The organism is Citrobacter freundii ATCC 8090 = MTCC 1658 = NBRC 12681, assembly GCF_011064845.1.
Lineage (GTDB): Bacteria > Pseudomonadota > Gammaproteobacteria > Enterobacterales > Enterobacteriaceae > Citrobacter > Citrobacter freundii.
Genome location: NZ_CP049015.1, coordinates 576368 through 593070, shown reverse-complemented (window position 1 = coordinate 593070; position 16703 = coordinate 576368). Strand labels below are relative to the sequence as shown.

Below are 16703 nucleotides of genomic sequence, written 5' to 3'. Positions count from 1 at the left end.
GCATATTTGAATTAATTCTCCCTTAACAAGGTTGATAAGGGAGAGCGATTACTTAACTACTTATTCATAGTTAAATCCTTTTAAAATCAAATGGTGAAACTCGTCGTATTCTAAGGAGGTCAAGGTAATCGGCCCACCACTGCAACATAAGCTTTCTCTCATCAAGGTGCTCTGCTTTATGTATGTAGGCAGCACGAACTGAGTTCCGCTCCTGATGGCTCATTTGCCGTTCAACAGCATCTTTCGACCACAAACCGGATTCAATCAAGGCACTACAAGCCATAGCCCTGAATCCATGTCCACAGACCTCCACGGTTGTGTCATAGCCCATAGACCTTAAAGCCTTGTTTACCGTATTTTCACTCATGGGCTTTCTGAAATCATGGTCGCCAATGAACACGAGTTCATGGTCACCGCTGATCTCTTTAATTTCAGTCAACACAGCCAATGCCTGACGACTCAAAGGAACAAGGTGTGGAGTTCGCATTTTCGAACCACGATGCGAATGTTTCACTCCGGGTAATGGCTCTCGCTCTGCAGGAATAGTCCACATGGCATTGTCGAAATCTATCTCTGACCAACGAGCAAACCTGAGTTCACTCGAACGAATGAAAATGAGCAATGTAAGCTTTACGGCTAACTTCGTGAGCTTTCTACCTTTGAATATTTCAATTCGCTCCAGGAGTTCAGAGAAGCGGTCAAACGGTAATGCCGGTCGGTGGGTTCTTTTTGCTACAGCAATAGCCCCAGACATTTCTTGGGCCGGATTATAGTCAATTAAGCCATTCTGGACGGCATATCGCAAAATTGCTGTGGTTCGTTGTTGTAGACGGGCTGCTACTTCTAACCGTCCAGAAGCTTCAACAACCTTGATCGGAACGAGTAGATCCTTGGTTTTAAGCTCGGCTATTTTTCTCTTTCCTATGGAAGAGAAAAGGTTATCTTCAAGGCTCTTCAAAACCCTCTCACTATGGGAATCTGACCATTTCCTTTTACAGGCAGTATGCCAGTCCCTTGCAACAGCTTCGAATGTCAGGGCTTCGCTTTGCTCAATCTTGTCTGTTTTTTTCTTCTCGGAAGGGTCGATACCATCAGATACCAACTTTTTGGCCTCATCTCGTTTCCTGCGAGCTTCACTAAGAGAGACCATTGGATAAACACCCAATGCTAAAACTTTCTGTTTGCCATCGAAACGGTATTGGAGTCGCCAGTATTTTGAACCATTGGGGTTGATCAGCAGGTGCATACCCTGCCCATCTGTGAGTTTGAAAGGTTTGTCGGAGGGCTTGGTAGTCCTAACTTTGATATCAGTGAGTGCCATCAGTTGATACCTCCGCTGTTGGTATCAAAATCAATCGAACCGAAGATACCACCAGTTATACCATCATTCGTTGGTATATGTGGATAGAAGTAAGTAGACGTGGACAGACTAAGAAAAGCCAAAATTCTGCTTAACTTACTGTTTTTATGGACTAAAGCAGATGTTAGTAGACTTGAAAAAAGCTTTGTATGGTGCCGAAGGCCGGACTCGAACCGGCACGTATTTCTACGGTTGATTTTGAATCAACTGCGTCTACCGATTTCGCCACTCCGGCACGGAAGGGATGCGGAAAACGTTGTGGATTATACCTGTCGTGCGCCACCATGCAAGCGCCAGCGTGTGTCTGGCTCGCTAAGTGTTGAAAATTTCAGCATTACCTTTCTTACCTGTAACCATCATCACAGTTTACCCGCTTCTTAATCCCCCCTTCTGCGAAGCGACCCGTTTCCCCATGCTCTACACTTCCAGTTCAACACCACACTGAGGGAAACACGATGTCGATGATAAAAAGCTACGCTGCAAAAGCGGCGGGCAGCGAACTCGAACTCTATGAATATGATGCGGGCGAGCTTAAGCCGGAAGATGTCGAAGTCCAGGTCGATTACTGCGGTATCTGCCATTCCGATTTGTCGATGATCGACAACGAATGGGGGTTCTCTCAGTATCCGCTGGTTGCCGGGCATGAGGTGATTGGTCGCGTGGCGGCGCTCGGCAGCGCGGCGCAGGATAAAGGTCTGAAGGTTGGTCAGCGCGTCGGTATTGGCTGGACGGCCCGCAGCTGCGGACACTGCGACGCCTGTATCAGCGGTAATCAGATTAACTGCCTGGAAGGCTCCGTTCCCACTATTCTCAATCGCGGCGGCTTTGCCGAGAAGCTACGAGCCGACTGGCAGTGGGTGATCCCGCTGCCGGAGAGTATCGATCTGGCGGCAGCTGGCCCATTACTGTGCGGCGGCATCACGGTGTTCAAACCGCTGCTGATGCACCATATCACCGCCACCAGCCGCGTCGGGGTGATCGGCATCGGCGGGCTGGGGCATATCGCCATTAAGCTGTTACACGCGATGGGCTGCGAAGTGACCGCGTTCAGCTCCAATCCGGCGAAAGAGCAGGAAGTGCTGGCGATGGGGGCAGATAAGGTGGTCAACAGCCGCGATCCAGATGCGCTAAAAGCACTGGCGGGCCAGTTCGATCTCATCATTAACACGGTTAACGTCGATCTCGACTGGCAGCCCTATTTTGAAGCGCTGGCCTACGGCGGTAACTTCCATACCGTCGGTGCAGTGCTGAAGCCGCTGCCAGTACCGGCGTTTACCTTAATTGCCGGGGATCGCAGCATCTCCGGTTCGGCGACCGGGACGCCATTCGAGCTGCGCAAGCTGATGAAGTTTGCCGGGCGCAGCAAGGTGTCGCCTACCACCGAGCTGTACCCGATGTCGCAAATTAACGAAGCAATCCAGCACGTGCGTGACGGCAAGGCCCGCTACCGCGTGGTGCTGAAAGCCGACTTCTGATCGTCTTTGCCGGGAGGCGTAAGCTTCCCGGCTATTCTCCCCGCTATTCCAGGCAGGTAAAATTCTCCTCACAATCTCCGCAATTTAGCGGTGAAGAGTGCGTCACGGTTGCCTATACTCCAGGCAGGATAAATGGAGGAAATCTCAATGAGCGCACCCCTGCTAATTGCCCGCACGCCGGACACCGAACTGTTTTTACTACCAGGCATGGCCAACCGTCACGGGCTGATTACCGGCGCGACCGGGACCGGTAAAACCGTCACGCTACAAAAGCTGGCCGAATCGCTGTCCGGGATTGGCGTACCGGTATTTATGGCCGATGTGAAAGGTGACTTAACCGGCGTGGCCGAAGAAGGACAAGCCTCTGAAAAGCTGCTCGCCCGCCTGAAAAACATCGGCATTACCGACTGGCAACCGCATGGTAATCCGGTCACGGTGTGGGATATCTTCGGCGAAAAAGGTCATCCGGTGCGAGCTACGGTATCTGACCTCGGACCTCTGCTGCTGGCTCGTCTGCTGAATCTTAACGACGTTCAGTCTGGCGTGCTGGATATTATCTTCCGCATTGCCGATGACCAGGGCCTGCTGCTCCTCGATTTCAAAGACCTGCGGGCCATTACTCAGTACATCGGCGATAACGCTAAATCCTTCCAGAATCAGTACGGCAATATCAGCAGCGCTTCGGTCGGGGCTATCCAGCGCGGACTACTGTCGCTGGAGCAGCAGGGAGCGGCACACTTCTTTGGCGAACCGATGCTGGACATCAAAGACTGGATGCGTACCGACGCCAGCGGCAAAGGGATGATTAATATTCTCAGCGCAGAGAAGCTCTACCAGATGCCCAAACTGTACGCCGCCAGCCTGCTGTGGATGCTCTCTGAACTGTACGAACAGTTGCCGGAGGCGGGCGATCTGGAGAAACCAAAACTGGTGTTCTTCTTTGATGAAGCGCACCTGCTGTTCAACGATGCCCCGCAGGTGTTGCTGGATAAAATCGAACAGGTGATCCGTCTGATCCGCTCGAAAGGGGTCGGCGTGTGGTTCGTCTCGCAAAACCCGTCGGATATTCCGGACAACGTGCTTGGTCAGTTGGGCAACCGCGTGCAGCACGCCCTGCGCGCGTTCACGCCGAAAGATCAGAAAGCGGTGAAAACCGCGGCGCAAACCATGCGCGCCAACCCGGCATTTGATACCGAAAAAGCCATTCAGGAGCTGGGAACCGGCGAGGCGCTGGTGTCGTTTCTGGACGCCAAAGGCAGCCCGTCGGTGGTTGAACGGGCGATGGTGATTGCGCCGTGCTCACGGATGGGACCGGTGACGGACGACGAGCGCAACGGGCTGATTAATCACTCTTCGCTGTACGGCAAATATGAAGAAGATATCGACCGAGAGTCCGCCTATGAACGTTTACAGCAAGGCGTGCAGGCCAGTACCGAGCAGCAAAATACGCCTCCCGCCAACGGTAAAGCGGTCGAGGTGGATGGCGGTATCCTCGGTGGATTGAAGGATATTTTATTTGGCAGCACAGGGCCGCGCGGCGGCAAGCGTGATGGCGTGGTACAGAGCGTGGCGAAAAGCGCGGCACGACAGGTTACTAATCAGATAATCCGCGGCATGTTGGGGAGTTTGATGGGCGGGAGAAAACGCTAGCCCGTATTACGTTGCCGGATGGCGGCTTAACGCCTTATCCGGCCTACGGGTCCGGAGTAGGCCTGAAAAGCGCAACGCCATCAGGCCTACGATTACTATGATTACGATTTACGCAGCATCAGCCACAGGCTTATCAGGAAGAAGCTGGCGCTTGGCAGCAGCGCACCGATAATCGGCGGAATGCCGTACACCAGCGTCAGCGGGCCAAAGATTTGGTCCAGCACATAGAACACAAAACCGAAGCTAATCCCCGTCACCACACGCACACCCATCGGGACGCTACGCAGCGGACCAAAGATAAACGACAGCGCCATCAGCATCATGACCGCCACTGACAGAGGCTGGAAGACTTTGCTCCACATATTGAGCTGGTAGCGTCCGGCATCCTGGCCGCTCGACTTCAGGTACTTCACGTAGTTATGCAGTCCGCTAATCGACAGCGCGTCAGGATCCAACGCCACGACGCCGAGCTTGTCGGGCGTGAGATTGGTTTTCCAGGTGCCGCTCACCGTCTGCGAGCCGGTGATTTGTTTCGGATCGGTCAGGTTGGATTCATCCACCTGCGACAAACGCCAAACCTTCTGCTCCGGGTCAAACGTCGCGCTCGCAGCGTAGCGTACAGACTGCAGACGGCGCTTGTCGTTAAACGAGTAGATGCTAATCCCGCCCAACTCGGCCTCGCCTTTCACCCGCTCGATGTAGACAAAGCTGTCACCGTCTTTCGCCCACAAACCCTGCTGGGTAGAGAGCAGCGAGCCGCCGTACATCTGCTGCGCACGGTAGTTACGCGCCATCTGTTCACCCTGCGGTGCGACCCATTCGCCAATGGCCATCGTCAGCAGCACCAGCGGAATCGCGGTTTTCATCACCGACAACGCCACCTGCATACGGGTAAAGCCAGAAGCCTGCATCACCACCAGTTCACTGCGCTGGGCCAGCATGCCCAGCCCCAGCAATGCCCCTAGCAGCGCCGCCATCGGGAAGAAGATCTGGATATCTTTCGGCGCACTGAGCAGGGTATACAGCCCGGCGCCCATCGCATCGTAGCTCCCCTGCCCGGCTTTTTTCAGCTGGTCAACGAACTTGATGATCCCGGAGAGCGACACCAGCATGAACAGCGTCATCATGATGGTGGTGAAAATGGTTTTACCGATATAGCGGTCAAGTACACCAAAAGGCTGCATTATACCGCTCCTTTACGCATAAAACGGGCACGCAAGCGGCGCATCGGCACCGTATCCCAGAGGTTAAGCACAATCGCCAGCGCCAGATAAGCCAGGTTAACCACCCACATCCAGAACACCGGATCCAGCTTACCTTTGCCACCGTTCGACTTCAGCGATGTCTGAACCAGGAAGAACAGCAAATAGAGCAGCATTGCCGGCAGCATCGACAGCACGCGACCCTGACGCGGGTTTACCACGCTCAGCGGTACAACCATCAGCGCCATCATAAATACGGTGAATACTAACGTGATACGCCATGTCAGCTCCGCGCGGGCACGATCGGTGTCGGTCGCCAGCAGCGTACGCATGGTCATCTGTTCGGTATCGTTTGGATCCAGCGCCACGGCCTGATGGCCGATAATCGCCTGATAATCCTGGAAGTCGGTAATGCGGAAATCGCGCAGCAGCGCGGTACCTTCAAAGCGCGTCCCCTGGTTTAGCGTCACAACCTGAGAGCCATCGCGCAATTGGGTAAGATGTCCGGAATCGGCTACGACGACCGAAGGACGAGCGTTGCCTTTCGGGCGGATTTGCGCGAGGAACACGTCTTTGAAGTTGCTGCCGTCAACGCTTTCGATAAACAGCACCGAACTGCCGTTGGTCGCCTGCTGGAATTGCCCCTGAGCAAGCGCCGCCATACCGGGGTTCGCTTTCGCCTCTGCCAGGACTTCGTCCTGATGTCTGGAGGACCACGGTCCGGCCCACATCACGTTGACCGCCGCAATAATACTGGTAAACAACGCCAGCACCATCGCCGCTTTAACAAGCACAGCCTTGCTCAGCCCACAGGCATGCATGACCGTAATTTCACTTTCGGTATACAGTTTGCCCAGCGTCATCAGCAGCCCGAGGAACAGGCTTAAGGGCAAGATAAGTTGCGCCATTTCTGGCACGCCCAGCCCCAGCAGCGAGAGCACCAGATTTGCCGGGATATCACCGTCAACAGCCGCACCAAGGATCCTGACCAACTTTTGACAAAAGAAGATCAAAAGCAGGATGAATAGGATCGCAAGTTGGCTTTTGAGCGTTTCCCGAACCAGATATCTTATGATTATCACTTTAAATACGCCCGTAAAAACCCGTCTTTTGCCGGAATTTAGCTTGTTTCATGGCTTAAACGTCATTTATTCTCTTGAGTCGTCGAAATCGTCGCTAAGATCATTATACTCAACGGATCCACCTCTCAGAAATTGTTCTGACGTGCCAATGCCGTAATAACGTTAAGATTAACACGAAGTCACCGCAACAGCGGGTATGAGTTACGAAAGCTTGCAATTCTATCCGTAGCCACCGCCGTTGTCTTTAAGATTCAGGAGCGTAGTGCATGGAGTTCAGTGTAAAAAGCGGTAGCCCGGAGAAACAGCGGAGTGCGTGCATCGTCGTGGGTGTCTTTGAACCACGCCGCCTCTCTCCGATTGCAGAGCAGCTCGACAAGATCAGCGACGGGTACATCAGCGCACTGCTGCGTCGTGGCGAACTGGAAGGCAAACCGGGTCAAACCCTGTTGCTGCACCATGTTCCTAACGTTCTGTCTGAGCGAATTCTCCTTATTGGTTGTGGCAAAGAGCGCGAACTTGATGAGCGCCAGTACAAGCAGGTCATTCAGAAAACCATCAATACGCTGAATGATACTGGCTCAATGGAAGCCGTCTGCTTTCTGACTGAGCTTCACGTCAAAGGGCGTAATAACTACTGGAAAGTGCGCCAGGCCGTTGAGACGGCACAGGAAACGCTGTACAGCTTTGACCAGTTGAAGACCAACAAAAGCGAGCCGCGTCGCCCGCTGCGTAAAATGGTCTTCAACGTGCCGACCCGCCGCGAGCTGACCAGCGGTGAGCGTGCGATCCAACACGGTCTGGCAATCGCCGCTGGCATTAAAGCGGCGAAAGATCTCGGCAACATGCCGCCAAATATTTGTAACGCAGCTTATCTGGCCTCTCAGGCGCGTCAGCTGGCAGACAGCTACAGCAAAAATGTGGTGACCCGCGTGATCGGCGAGCAGCAGATGAAAGAGCTGGGTATGCACTCTTATCTCGCCGTCGGTCACGGTTCGCAGAACGAGTCGCTGATGTCAGTCATCGAGTACAAAGGCAATCCGTCCGAAGACGCGCGTCCGATTGTGCTGGTCGGTAAAGGGTTAACCTTCGACTCCGGCGGTATCTCCATCAAACCAGCCGAAGGCATGGATGAGATGAAGTACGACATGTGCGGCGCGGCGGCTGTGTACGGCGTGATGCGCATGGTGGCCGAGCTTCAGTTGCCCATCAACGTCGTCGGCGTACTGGCGGGCTGCGAAAATATGCCGGGTGGCCGCGCGTATCGCCCAGGCGACGTGCTGACCACCATGTCTGGTCAGACCGTTGAAGTGCTCAATACCGACGCCGAAGGCCGTCTGGTGCTGTGCGACGTGTTAACCTACGTCGAGCGCTTTGAGCCGGAGGCGGTGATTGACGTTGCGACCCTGACCGGCGCGTGCGTGATTGCGCTGGGCCATCACATCACCGGCCTGATGTCGAACCACAACCCGCTGGCGCATGAGCTGATCGGTGCGTCCGAGCAGGCTGGCGACCGCGCGTGGCGTTTGCCGCTGGGTGATGAATACCAGGAGCAGTTAGAGTCTAACTTTGCGGATATGGCGAACATCGGCGGACGTCCTGGCGGCGCCATTACCGCGGGCTGCTTCCTGTCACGCTTTACCCGTAAGTACAACTGGGCGCACCTGGATATCGCTGGTACCGCATGGCGTTCAGGGAAAGCCAAAGGCGCAACCGGTCGTCCGGTCGCGTTACTGTCGCAGTTCCTGCTCAATCGCGCGGGTTTTAACGGCGAAGAGTGATGTAAAACGCCGGGTGGCGGCTTCGCCTTACCCGGCCTACAACGTCACTCAACCGTAGGCCGGGTAAGCGTAGCGCCACCCGGCTTTGCATTTAAATCCACCACAAGAAGCCCCATATATGAAGAATGCGACGTTCTATCTTCTGGACAACGACACACAACAAGATGGTTTAAGCGCCGTCGAGCAACTGGTGTGTGAAATTGCCGCAGAACGTTGGCGGGCTGGCAAGCGCGTGCTTATCGCCTGTGAAAACGAAAAGCAGGCTCTTCGACTGGATGAAGCCCTGTGGGCAAGACCGGCAGAAAGCTTTGTTCCGCATAATCTGGCGGGCGAAGGCCCCAGAGGCGGCGCGCCGGTAGAGATTGCCTGGCCGGAGAAACGCAATAGCAGCCCGCGCGACCTGCTCATCAGTTTGCGCGTTGGCTTTGCAGATTTTGCCACCGCTTTCACAGAAGTGATAGACTTCGTTCCTTACGAAGATTCTTTGAAACAATCGGCACGCGATCGCTACAAAGCTTACCGCGTGGCTGGTTTTAACCTGAATACGGCAACCTGGAAATAATGGAAAAGACATACAACCCACAAGATATCGAACAGCCGCTTTACGAGCACTGGGAAAAGCAGGGCTATTTCAAACCTAACGGCGATGAAAGCAAAGAGTCCTTCTGCATCATGATCCCGCCGCCGAACGTCACCGGCAGTTTGCATATGGGTCATGCTTTCCAGCAAACCATCATGGATACCATGATTCGCTACCAGCGCATGCAGGGTAAAAACACCCTGTGGCAGGCTGGTACCGACCACGCGGGTATCGCTACCCAGATGGTGGTTGAGCGTAAGATTGCCGCTGAAGAAGGTAAAACCCGTCATGACTACGGTCGCGAAGCGTTTATCGATAAAATTTGGCAGTGGAAAGCGGAATCCGGCGGCACCATTACCCGCCAGATGCGCCGTCTCGGCAACTCCGTTGACTGGGAGCGCGAGCGTTTCACTATGGACGAAGGTCTTTCCAATGCCGTGAAAGAAGTCTTTGTTCGCCTGTACAAAGAAGACCTGATTTACCGTGGCAAGCGCCTGGTAAACTGGGACCCGAAACTGCGCACCGCTATTTCTGACCTGGAAGTGGAAAACCGCGAGTCTAAAGGCTCCATGTGGCATATCCGCTATCCGCTGGCCGACGGCGCGAAAACCGCAGACGGTAAAGATTACCTGGTCGTGGCGACCACCCGTCCGGAAACCATTCTGGGCGACACCGGCGTGGCCGTGAATCCGGAAGATCCGCGCTATAAAGATCTGATCGGCAAATTCGTTATTCTGCCGCTGGTTGACCGCCGTATTCCGATCGTCGGTGATGAACACGCCGATATGGAAAAAGGTACCGGCTGCGTGAAGATCACCCCGGCACACGACTTTAACGACTACGAAGTCGGGAAACGTCACGGCCTGCCGATGATCAACATTCTGACCTTTGACGGTGACATCCGTGAAACCGCGGAAGTGTACGACACCAAAGGCGAAGAGTCCGACGTTTACTCCAATGAAATCCCGGCTGAGTTCCAGAAGCTGGAGCGCTTTGCCGCGCGTAAAGCAGTGGTTGCCGCCGTTGATGCGCTGGGCCTGCTGGAAGAAATTAAACCGCACGACCTGACCGTACCTTACGGCGACCGTGGCGGCGTAGTTATCGAACCGATGCTGACCGACCAGTGGTACGTCCGTGCCGACGTGCTGGCGAAACCGGCGGTTGAAGCGGTTGAAAACGGCGACATTCAGTTCGTACCGAAGCAGTACGAAAACATGTACTTCTCCTGGATGCGTGACATTCAGGACTGGTGTATTTCCCGTCAGCTGTGGTGGGGTCACCGTATCCCGGCATGGTATGACAACGACGGCAACGTATATGTTGGCCGTACCGAAGATGAAGTGCGTCAGGAAAACAACCTCGGCGCCGACGTTGCGCTGCGTCAGGACGAAGACGTTCTCGACACCTGGTTCTCCTCCGCGCTGTGGACCTTCTCTACCCTGGGCTGGCCGGAAAACACCGACGCGCTGCGTCAGTTCCACCCAACCAGCGTGATGGTCTCCGGCTTCGACATTATCTTCTTCTGGATTGCCCGCATGATCATGATGACCATGCACTTCATCAAAGATGAAAACGGCAAGCCGCAGGTTCCGTTCCATACCGTCTACATGACCGGTCTGATCCGTGACGACGAAGGCCAGAAGATGTCCAAATCCAAGGGCAACGTTATCGACCCGCTGGATATGGTCGACGGTATCTCACTGCCGGAGCTGCTGGAGAAACGCACCGGCAACATGATGCAGCCGCAGTTGGCTGAGAAGATTGCCAAACGTACCGAGAAGCAGTTCCCGAACGGCATCGAGCCACACGGCACCGACGCCCTGCGTTTCACCCTGGCGGCGCTGGCCTCTACTGGCCGCGACATCAACTGGGATATGAAGCGTCTGGAAGGTTACCGTAACTTCTGTAACAAGCTGTGGAACGCCAGCCGCTTCGTGCTGATGAACACCGAAGATCAGGATTGCGGCTTCAACGGCGGCGAAATGACCCTGTCTCTGGCCGACCGCTGGATCCTCGCTGAATTCAACCAGACCATCAAAGCGTACCGCGAAGCGCTGGATAACTTCCGCTTCGATATCGCCGCGGGCATCCTGTACGAGTTCACCTGGAACCAGTTCTGCGACTGGTATCTGGAGCTGACCAAGCCGGTAATGACCGGAGGAACTGATGCTGAACTGCGCGGCACCCGCAATACGCTGGTGACCGTGCTGGAAGGTCTGCTGCGCCTGGCGCACCCGATCATTCCGTTCATCACCGAAACCATCTGGCAGCGCGTGAAAGTGATTTGTGGCAACACCGCAGATACCATCATGCTGCAGCCGTTCCCGGAATATAACGCGGCTCAGGTAGATGAAGCGGCGCTGGCCGATACCGAATGGCTGAAGCAGGCGATCGTTGCCGTACGTAATATTCGCGCGGAAATGAACATTGCCCCGGGCAAACCGCTGGAGCTGCTGCTGCGTGGTTGCAGCGCGGATGCGATGCGTCGTGTAAACGACAACAAGAGCTTCCTGCTGAACCTGGCGCGTCTGGAAAGCATCACCGTGCTGCCAGCCGATGACAAAGGTCCGGTTTCCGTAACCAAAATCATCGACGGCGCCGAACTGCTGATCCCGATGGCGGGCCTCATCAACAAAGAAGATGAGCTGGCGCGTCTGGCAAAAGAAGTGGCGAAAATCGAAGGTGAGATTGCCCGTATCGAAGGCAAACTGTCCAACGAAGGTTTCGTTGCCCGCGCACCGGAAGCGGTCATCGCCAAAGAGCGTGAGAAGCTGGACGGTTACGCAGAAGCCAAAGCGAAGCTGATTGAGCAGCAGGCAGTTATCGCCGCGCTGTAAAAATCGTGCCCGTACGTTTGCCGGATGGCGCTTGCGCTTATCCGGCCTACGGGCACCGTCAACGTAGGTCGGATAAGCGTAGCGCATCCGACGCCGCAGACAATAAAAGCCTCTGACGCATATGCTCAGAGGCTTTTTATTGAATTATCCTCGCTTGCGCTTCCCCTCACCGCAGTGGTATTAACTGCATATGTCTCACTTTTATGTCATGAGTTCGCTATGAGTGCCATTACCTCCGTCGCGGCAACGCTGCGCCGAATTTCTGCCGATGATAACGCCGCAATTGCCCGCGTTATCCGCAAAGTTTCCGCTGAATACGGCCTTACCGCCGATAAAGGCTACACCGTTGCCGACCCTAATCTGGACGAATTGTTCCAGGTTTACAGCCAGCCGGGCGCGGCCTACTGGGTGGTTGAGCAAAACGGTGAAGTCGTGGGCGGCGGTGGTGTTGCACCGTTAGGATGTAGTGAACCAGACATTTGCGAGCTGCAAAAGATGTACTTCCTGTCGAGCGCGCGCGGTCAGGGGCTGGCGAAAAAACTGGCGCTGATGGCGCTTGAACATGCCCGTGAGCAAGGTTTCAAGCAGTGCTATCTTGAGACCACGGCGTTTCTGACTGAGGCAATCCGCCTGTATGAGCATTTAGGCTTTGAGCATATCAGCGAAGCGCTGGGCTGTACCGGGCACGTAGATTGTGAAGTGCGAATGTTAAAGCCCCTCTGACCTTACGCCGAGAGGCTTTAACCGCGTTACTGCATCTCGGCTGAGAGCATCAGTCGAATAACGCCAGCCGCGCGAGCGGTTGGCAGCTTCAGCACCTGTGACCATAAATCTTGCACCATTTCACAGGCGACTTTCTCTTTGCCCACGCCTTTACTCGGATCGGCCATGATTTGGATATCCGGTCCAAAGCGTTGTACCAGCCCCGGACTGATGGATTGCAGATCCTGAAGCGCCAACTGTTTTTCTTCCGCCGTAACCGTATGTTTGTTCGGGCCATAGGCCGCGTGCATCATACTCATGTCGCTGGCCATACGACGGTTCATGAGCTCGCGCGGAATAATACGCACCGGGTTAATCCCGCCTTTCACTGCCGGGAACAAAAAGCGAAAACATTCGTCATTGCCCACTTTTGCCACCGCGGCAATCTGCTCGAGATTAATCTTCATATACTCGATCACGTTGGCATCAGGCGCCTGCTGCAAACGCGCCATCTGTACCTGTAGGATCTGCGGCTGAATAGCGTCGATAATCTGTTGCTCGCTTTTCCCCGCCTCTTTCAGCTGCGTTGCCTGGGTGAGGATGTTCTGCCACAGCGCTGGCTCCTGCTCCTTAAGCACCTGATAAACGGGCATGGACAGCATCGCGTTTTCAAATTTCTGCGCATCCGTCAGACCATAATCCGGGCTTTCGCGTGGGATCAGGTAGTGCACATCAAACAGATTCCACGCGATAATCGCCACCACAAAGACCACCGCGCCAGAGACCTTGCCCAGCCAGCCTTTTTTGCGAAACATGCCGACGACGATAGCAATCACCGCCCCGATATAACCTGCCAACAAAACGTGTGCCCAGTTCATTAACCATCCTTATGCCAAATCGTCTCTGTTACAGGGATATATTTCCCCTTCGATGTTTTGATTATTACGGCAGCAGCGAGCTATTTCCAGCCACCAGATTTTGCTAACAGAAACAGGAAGGATTAAACCGCGCGGCGATGGGCACGCGCGTCAAAGAAAGGAACTAAGCTGGCACACCGCTGTGAAAGCGGAATTCATCGTCAGGAGAGGTGATCAACGCGGCTTCTACTTCGCCAAAAAACTGCACCCGGCTACTGATATCATCGGTTGAAACCTGCTGCGCCAGCGCCAGGTAATCCTGATAGTGCCGCGCCTCGGATCGCAGCAGCGACAGATAAAACGCCTGCAAATCGTCATCCAGATACGGTGCGAGCGCGGCGAACCGTTCACAGGAACGCGCCTCAATGTAAGCCCCGCAAATCAGTTTATCGATTAATGTCAGCGGCTCGTGGGTGCGCACCTCTTTGAGCATGCCTTTGGCGTAACGGCTGGCGGTAATCTTAATATAGGGAATGTTGCGACTCATCATCGCCTCACGCACCTGCCAGAAATGATGCAGTTCTTCTTTGATCAGCAAAACCATGCTGTCGATAAGCTTGCGTCCCCACGGATCGTCGGTTTGCGGCATCACGCTTTTGCTTATCTGTTTATTCAGCGCGATAAAATCCGGCTCATCCCCTTCTCTGAAAGCAAACGCTTCATAGGGTTTCAGCCAGTCCAGCAGCGCCTGAGATCCCTGTTTATCTGCGACATACTTACGCACCAGCAGCATCGCCGTTTGCGCCGCTTTCAGCTCACAGACGAGGTGGTCGGTCAATAACAGAGGCAGATTAGCCGGGTCTCGCGCTTTATCAAGCCAGGCCTGGGGCGTTTTACAGTGCAGGAAATTGTGGATCGGGGAGAGTATTTGCAGATAATCCATACATTGTCCTTGGCCTGCGGCAGCCTGGGCTACCGCAGGTCAGTAGATGACTTAGTGACGCACGCCGTCATCATCTTCGTCGACGAGATCTTCATCGTCGCCGTCTTCACCTTCTTCGCCGTTCGAGTCTTCAAAATAGGTGCCCCAACCGTCGTATTCCACATCATATTTTTCAGCCAGGTTCATCAGCTGCTCAACCTGAGCATCGATCAACTCCGCATTCAGTGCACATTCGCTCAAAATGTCACAGCAAATAACCGTGTCGCCTTCTTCCACTTCCAGCTCTTCCGGCTCGGTCACTTCATAACCCAGCTTGAAGGCTTCTACTGCCGCTTTTTCCAGGGTTTCGAAGTCATCCGCGGAAAGGTGATGCTCAATGGTGTACAGCGCGTCTGGATCGCTGCCATCTTCGAGTAACTCTTCAATAATCAAGCGCGTTTCTTCACGCTGTTCTTCCAGTAGTTCCGGGTTTGCCATGGCTCGTTCCTCATAATGTCCTGCCGATACTCTTATTGTCACATACCGCTGTCATTGCCTCCACCTTTCCTGGAAAGATTTGTTAAACAAGGTTGCAAATGAATAAACATCCATATAAATTGAATTTTAATTCAATAAATGGCCTAAGCCATGTGAGGGAACCATGTCTGCGTTTTATCATAAACATTTTTTGAAACTGCTTGATTTCACCTCTGCTGAACTCACGTCACTGCTCCTGCTCGCCGCGCAGCTAAAGGCAGATAAGAAAAACGGCACTGAAGTCGCAAAGCTCACCGGTAAAAACATCGCGCTCATCTTCGAAAAAGACTCAACCCGCACCCGTTGCTCTTTCGAAGTTGCCGCATACGACCAGGGCGCTCGCGTGACGTATCTCGGGCCAAGCGGCAGCCAGATTGGCCATAAAGAGTCGATCAAAGACACCGCCCGCGTGCTCGGCCGCATGTACGACGGTATTCAGTATCGGGGACACGGCCAGGAGATTGTCGAGACGCTGGCGGAATATGCCGGAGTTCCGGTGTGGAACGGATTAACCAACGAGTTTCATCCCACCCAGCTGCTGGCGGATCTGTTAACTATGCAGGAACACCTGCCGGGTAAAGCGTTTAATGAGATGACGCTGGTCTACACCGGTGATGCCCGCAACAATATGGGCAATTCCATGCTGGAAGCCGCTGCGTTAACCGGGCTGGATCTGCGCCTGGTCGCACCGCAGGCCTGCTGGCCAGAGGAAAGTCTGGTTGCAGAGTGCAAAGCGCTGGCGCAGAAAAACGGCGGCAATATTACGCTGACCGAAGATGTCGCCGCGGGCGTGAAAGGTGCGGACTTTATCTATACCGACGTCTGGGTATCAATGGGCGAAGCAAAAGAGAAGTGGGCCGAACGTATTGCGCTGCTGCGTAAGTACCAGGTTAATAGCACGATGATGGCGTTGACCGGCAATCCACAGGTGAAATTCCTGCACTGCCTGCCCGCGTTTCATGACGATCAAACCACGCTTGGCAAACAAATGGCACAGGAATATGGTCTGCACGGCGGTATGGAAGTGACCGATGAGGTCTTTGAATCACCCGCCAGCATCGTATTTGATCAGGCGGAAAACCGGATGCACACCATCAAAGCGGTGATGGTGGCGACGCTGGCGAAGTGAGGGCATGGATGAAAAGAATGCCGGATGGCGATGCTAAGCATCTTATCCGGCCTACAACCGCGCTCTCGTAGGCCGGGCAAGGCGAAGCCGCCCCCGGCAAATACGCTTATGCCACTTGCATTTTCACTACGGCTTTGCGTACCAGCGCTGGAGCACCGACCGCGCACAGCGGTTTATGCACTTCACCCGGATAGAACACCACGAAATCACCTTCGTTCAGCACCACCGTTTTCTCCTGTACCCCTTCCGGCAGGAAGGCGATATCTTTATCCGCCAGCCAGTCAGTTTCCGGCGCGCCCGCAGGCTGCGTGCTGAAGGTCATTCCTTCCTGGCCTTTGAGCAGGATCTGAATATCCAGATAGCGAGCGTGATATTCGGCGCGGCGCTGTGCAAACGGCTCCGTCATATCTTCGGCAATCAGATAAAACAGGCGATCGCCGTCAATGTCATGCTTACCTTTTTCCGTCGCATCCGTCACATGCGCTTTAATGTGTTCAATTGCCTGACGCAGCTCTTCCGGCAGCCAGGCATCCAGGTTGTGAATATTGCCAACAATCATCTCAAACCCCTTAATTAAAACATCGTTTCATTT

Annotated in this window: 16 protein-coding genes and 1 tRNA gene; 8 read left to right on the top strand and 9 right to left on the bottom strand. The window is 54.3% G+C overall.

Annotation, left to right across the window (positions count from 1 at the left end; genetic code table 11):
• Nucleotides 1-70 precede the first annotated feature (70 nt).
• Nucleotides 71-1321 carry a tyrosine-type recombinase/integrase gene (locus G4551_RS02915; protein WP_003839637.1) on the bottom strand — a complete coding sequence of 417 codons (1251 nt, stop codon included), beginning with the start codon at nucleotides 1319-1321 and terminating at the stop codon, nucleotides 71-73.
• A 189-nt stretch (nucleotides 1322-1510) separates the two neighbouring features.
• Nucleotides 1511-1595, bottom strand: a tRNA-Leu gene (locus G4551_RS02910).
• A gap of 220 nt (nucleotides 1596-1815) precedes the next feature.
• On the opposite strand from G4551_RS02910, the gene ahr reads away from it, so the two are divergent.
• Complete coding sequence (ahr, locus tag G4551_RS02905; RefSeq protein WP_003839634.1) at nucleotides 1816-2835, top strand: NADPH-dependent aldehyde reductase Ahr; 1020 nt, start codon at nucleotides 1816-1818, stop codon at nucleotides 2833-2835.
• Between the two features lie 147 nt (nucleotides 2836-2982).
• On the top strand, nucleotides 2983-4485 hold the full coding sequence (locus tag G4551_RS02900; protein ID WP_003839633.1) for a helicase HerA-like C-terminal domain-containing protein: 1503 nt from the start codon (nucleotides 2983-2985) through the stop codon (nucleotides 4483-4485).
• Nucleotides 4486-4586: 101 nt separating this feature from the next.
• On the opposite strand, the gene lptG is transcribed toward G4551_RS02900, so the two are convergent.
• From lptG to G4551_RS23785, 3 genes are all read right to left on the bottom strand, one after another.
• Nucleotides 4587-5669 (bottom strand): LPS export ABC transporter permease LptG, encoded by a 1083-nt coding sequence (gene lptG / locus G4551_RS02895; protein ID WP_003025875.1) that lies wholly within the window; start codon nucleotides 5667-5669, stop codon nucleotides 4587-4589.
• Nucleotides 5669-6769, bottom strand: coding sequence for an LPS export ABC transporter permease LptF (gene lptF / locus G4551_RS02890; RefSeq protein WP_003839630.1), 1101 nt, complete (start codon nucleotides 6767-6769; stop codon nucleotides 5669-5671). Before lptF ends, lptG begins: the two co-directional genes overlap by 1 nt.
• A gap of 62 nt (nucleotides 6770-6831) precedes the next feature.
• Nucleotides 6832-6882, bottom strand: coding sequence for a hypothetical protein (locus G4551_RS23785; protein ID WP_212723231.1), 51 nt, complete (start codon nucleotides 6880-6882; stop codon nucleotides 6832-6834).
• 153 nt (nucleotides 6883-7035) lie between these two features.
• Between G4551_RS23785 and pepA the strand changes: the two genes are divergently transcribed.
• The 4 genes from pepA to G4551_RS02870 all read left to right on the top strand — a co-directional run bounded on the left by pepA (nucleotide 7036) and on the right by G4551_RS02870 (nucleotide 12687).
• Nucleotides 7036-8547 (top strand): leucyl aminopeptidase, encoded by a 1512-nt coding sequence (gene pepA / locus G4551_RS02885; protein ID WP_003025870.1) that lies wholly within the window; start codon nucleotides 7036-7038, stop codon nucleotides 8545-8547.
• A 118-nt stretch (nucleotides 8548-8665) separates the two neighbouring features.
• On the top strand, nucleotides 8666-9109 hold the full coding sequence (gene holC / locus G4551_RS02880; RefSeq protein ID WP_003025862.1) for a DNA polymerase III subunit chi: 444 nt from the start codon (nucleotides 8666-8668) through the stop codon (nucleotides 9107-9109).
• On the top strand, nucleotides 9109-11964 hold the full coding sequence (locus G4551_RS02875; RefSeq protein WP_003839627.1) for a valine--tRNA ligase: 2856 nt from the start codon (nucleotides 9109-9111) through the stop codon (nucleotides 11962-11964). The genes holC and G4551_RS02875 overlap by 1 nt, the downstream gene beginning before the upstream one ends.
• A gap of 219 nt (nucleotides 11965-12183) precedes the next feature.
• Complete coding sequence (locus G4551_RS02870; RefSeq protein ID WP_003025856.1) at nucleotides 12184-12687, top strand: GNAT family N-acetyltransferase; 504 nt, start codon at nucleotides 12184-12186, stop codon at nucleotides 12685-12687.
• Between the two features lie 26 nt (nucleotides 12688-12713).
• Here G4551_RS02870 and G4551_RS02865 read toward each other — a convergent pair whose 3' ends face one another.
• From G4551_RS02865 to rraB, 3 genes are all read right to left on the bottom strand, one after another.
• Nucleotides 12714-13544 (bottom strand): hypothetical protein, encoded by an 831-nt coding sequence (locus tag G4551_RS02865; protein ID WP_003839625.1) that lies wholly within the window; start codon nucleotides 13542-13544, stop codon nucleotides 12714-12716.
• Nucleotides 13545-13707: 163 nt separating this feature from the next.
• Complete coding sequence (gene miaE / locus G4551_RS02860) at nucleotides 13708-14466, bottom strand: tRNA isopentenyl-2-thiomethyl-A-37 hydroxylase MiaE (RefSeq protein WP_003839623.1); 759 nt, start codon at nucleotides 14464-14466, stop codon at nucleotides 13708-13710.
• Nucleotides 14467-14517: 51 nt separating this feature from the next.
• Entirely contained in the window at nucleotides 14518-14943 is a 426-nt protein-coding gene (gene rraB / locus G4551_RS02855; RefSeq protein WP_003839621.1) for a ribonuclease E inhibitor RraB, read from the bottom strand.
• Nucleotides 14944-15041: 98 nt separating this feature from the next.
• Here rraB and argL point away from each other — a divergent pair, with 98 nt between their 5' ends.
• Both argL and argF read left to right on the top strand, forming a co-directional pair.
• Complete coding sequence (gene argL / locus G4551_RS24030) at nucleotides 15042-15137, top strand: putative translational regulatory protein ArgL (protein ID WP_371303384.1); 96 nt, start codon at nucleotides 15042-15044, stop codon at nucleotides 15135-15137.
• On the top strand, nucleotides 15107-16111 hold the full coding sequence (gene argF / locus G4551_RS02850) for an ornithine carbamoyltransferase (protein ID WP_003839620.1): 1005 nt from the start codon (nucleotides 15107-15109) through the stop codon (nucleotides 16109-16111). The genes argL and argF overlap by 31 nt, the downstream gene beginning before the upstream one ends.
• Before the next feature lie 106 nt (nucleotides 16112-16217).
• Here the strand turns inward: argF and G4551_RS02845 are convergent, their stop codons facing one another.
• Entirely contained in the window at nucleotides 16218-16670 is a 453-nt protein-coding gene (locus G4551_RS02845) for a YhcH/YjgK/YiaL family protein (protein ID WP_003839618.1), read from the bottom strand.
• Nucleotides 16671-16703 lie beyond the last annotated feature (33 nt).

What these genes read in the sequence shown, in the direction of transcription:
- G4551_RS02900 (WP_003839633.1), top strand. Translation starts at nt 2,983, where the DNA reads ATGAGCGCACCCCTGCTAATTGCCCGCACGCCGGACACCGAACTGTTT.
- holC (WP_003025862.1), top strand. Translation starts at nt 8,666, where the DNA reads ATGAAGAATGCGACGTTCTATCTTCTGGACAACGACACACAACAAGAT.
- G4551_RS02875 (WP_003839627.1), top strand. Translation starts at nt 9,109, where the DNA reads ATGGAAAAGACATACAACCCACAAGATATCGAACAGCCGCTTTACGAG.
- rraB (WP_003839621.1), bottom strand. Translation starts at nt 14,943, where the DNA reads ATGGCAAACCCGGAACTACTGGAAGAACAGCGTGAAGAAACGCGCTTG.
- argF (WP_003839620.1), top strand. Translation starts at nt 15,107, where the DNA reads ATGTCTGCGTTTTATCATAAACATTTTTTGAAACTGCTTGATTTCACC.
- argL (WP_371303384.1), top strand. Translation starts at nt 15,042, where the DNA reads ATGAATAAACATCCATATAAATTGAATTTTAATTCAATAAATGGCCTA.
- G4551_RS02845 (WP_003839618.1), bottom strand. Translation starts at nt 16,670, where the DNA reads ATGATTGTTGGCAATATTCACAACCTGGATGCCTGGCTGCCGGAAGAG.
- lptG (WP_003025875.1), bottom strand. Translation starts at nt 5,669, where the DNA reads ATGCAGCCTTTTGGTGTACTTGACCGCTATATCGGTAAAACCATTTTC.
- ahr (WP_003839634.1), top strand. Translation starts at nt 1,816, where the DNA reads ATGTCGATGATAAAAAGCTACGCTGCAAAAGCGGCGGGCAGCGAACTC.
- pepA (WP_003025870.1), top strand. Translation starts at nt 7,036, where the DNA reads ATGGAGTTCAGTGTAAAAAGCGGTAGCCCGGAGAAACAGCGGAGTGCG.
- G4551_RS02870 (WP_003025856.1), top strand. Translation starts at nt 12,184, where the DNA reads ATGAGTGCCATTACCTCCGTCGCGGCAACGCTGCGCCGAATTTCTGCC.
- G4551_RS02865 (WP_003839625.1), bottom strand. Translation starts at nt 13,544, where the DNA reads ATGAACTGGGCACACGTTTTGTTGGCAGGTTATATCGGGGCGGTGATT.
- G4551_RS02915 (WP_003839637.1), bottom strand. Translation starts at nt 1,321, where the DNA reads ATGGCACTCACTGATATCAAAGTTAGGACTACCAAGCCCTCCGACAAA.
- miaE (WP_003839623.1), bottom strand. Translation starts at nt 14,466, where the DNA reads ATGGATTATCTGCAAATACTCTCCCCGATCCACAATTTCCTGCACTGT.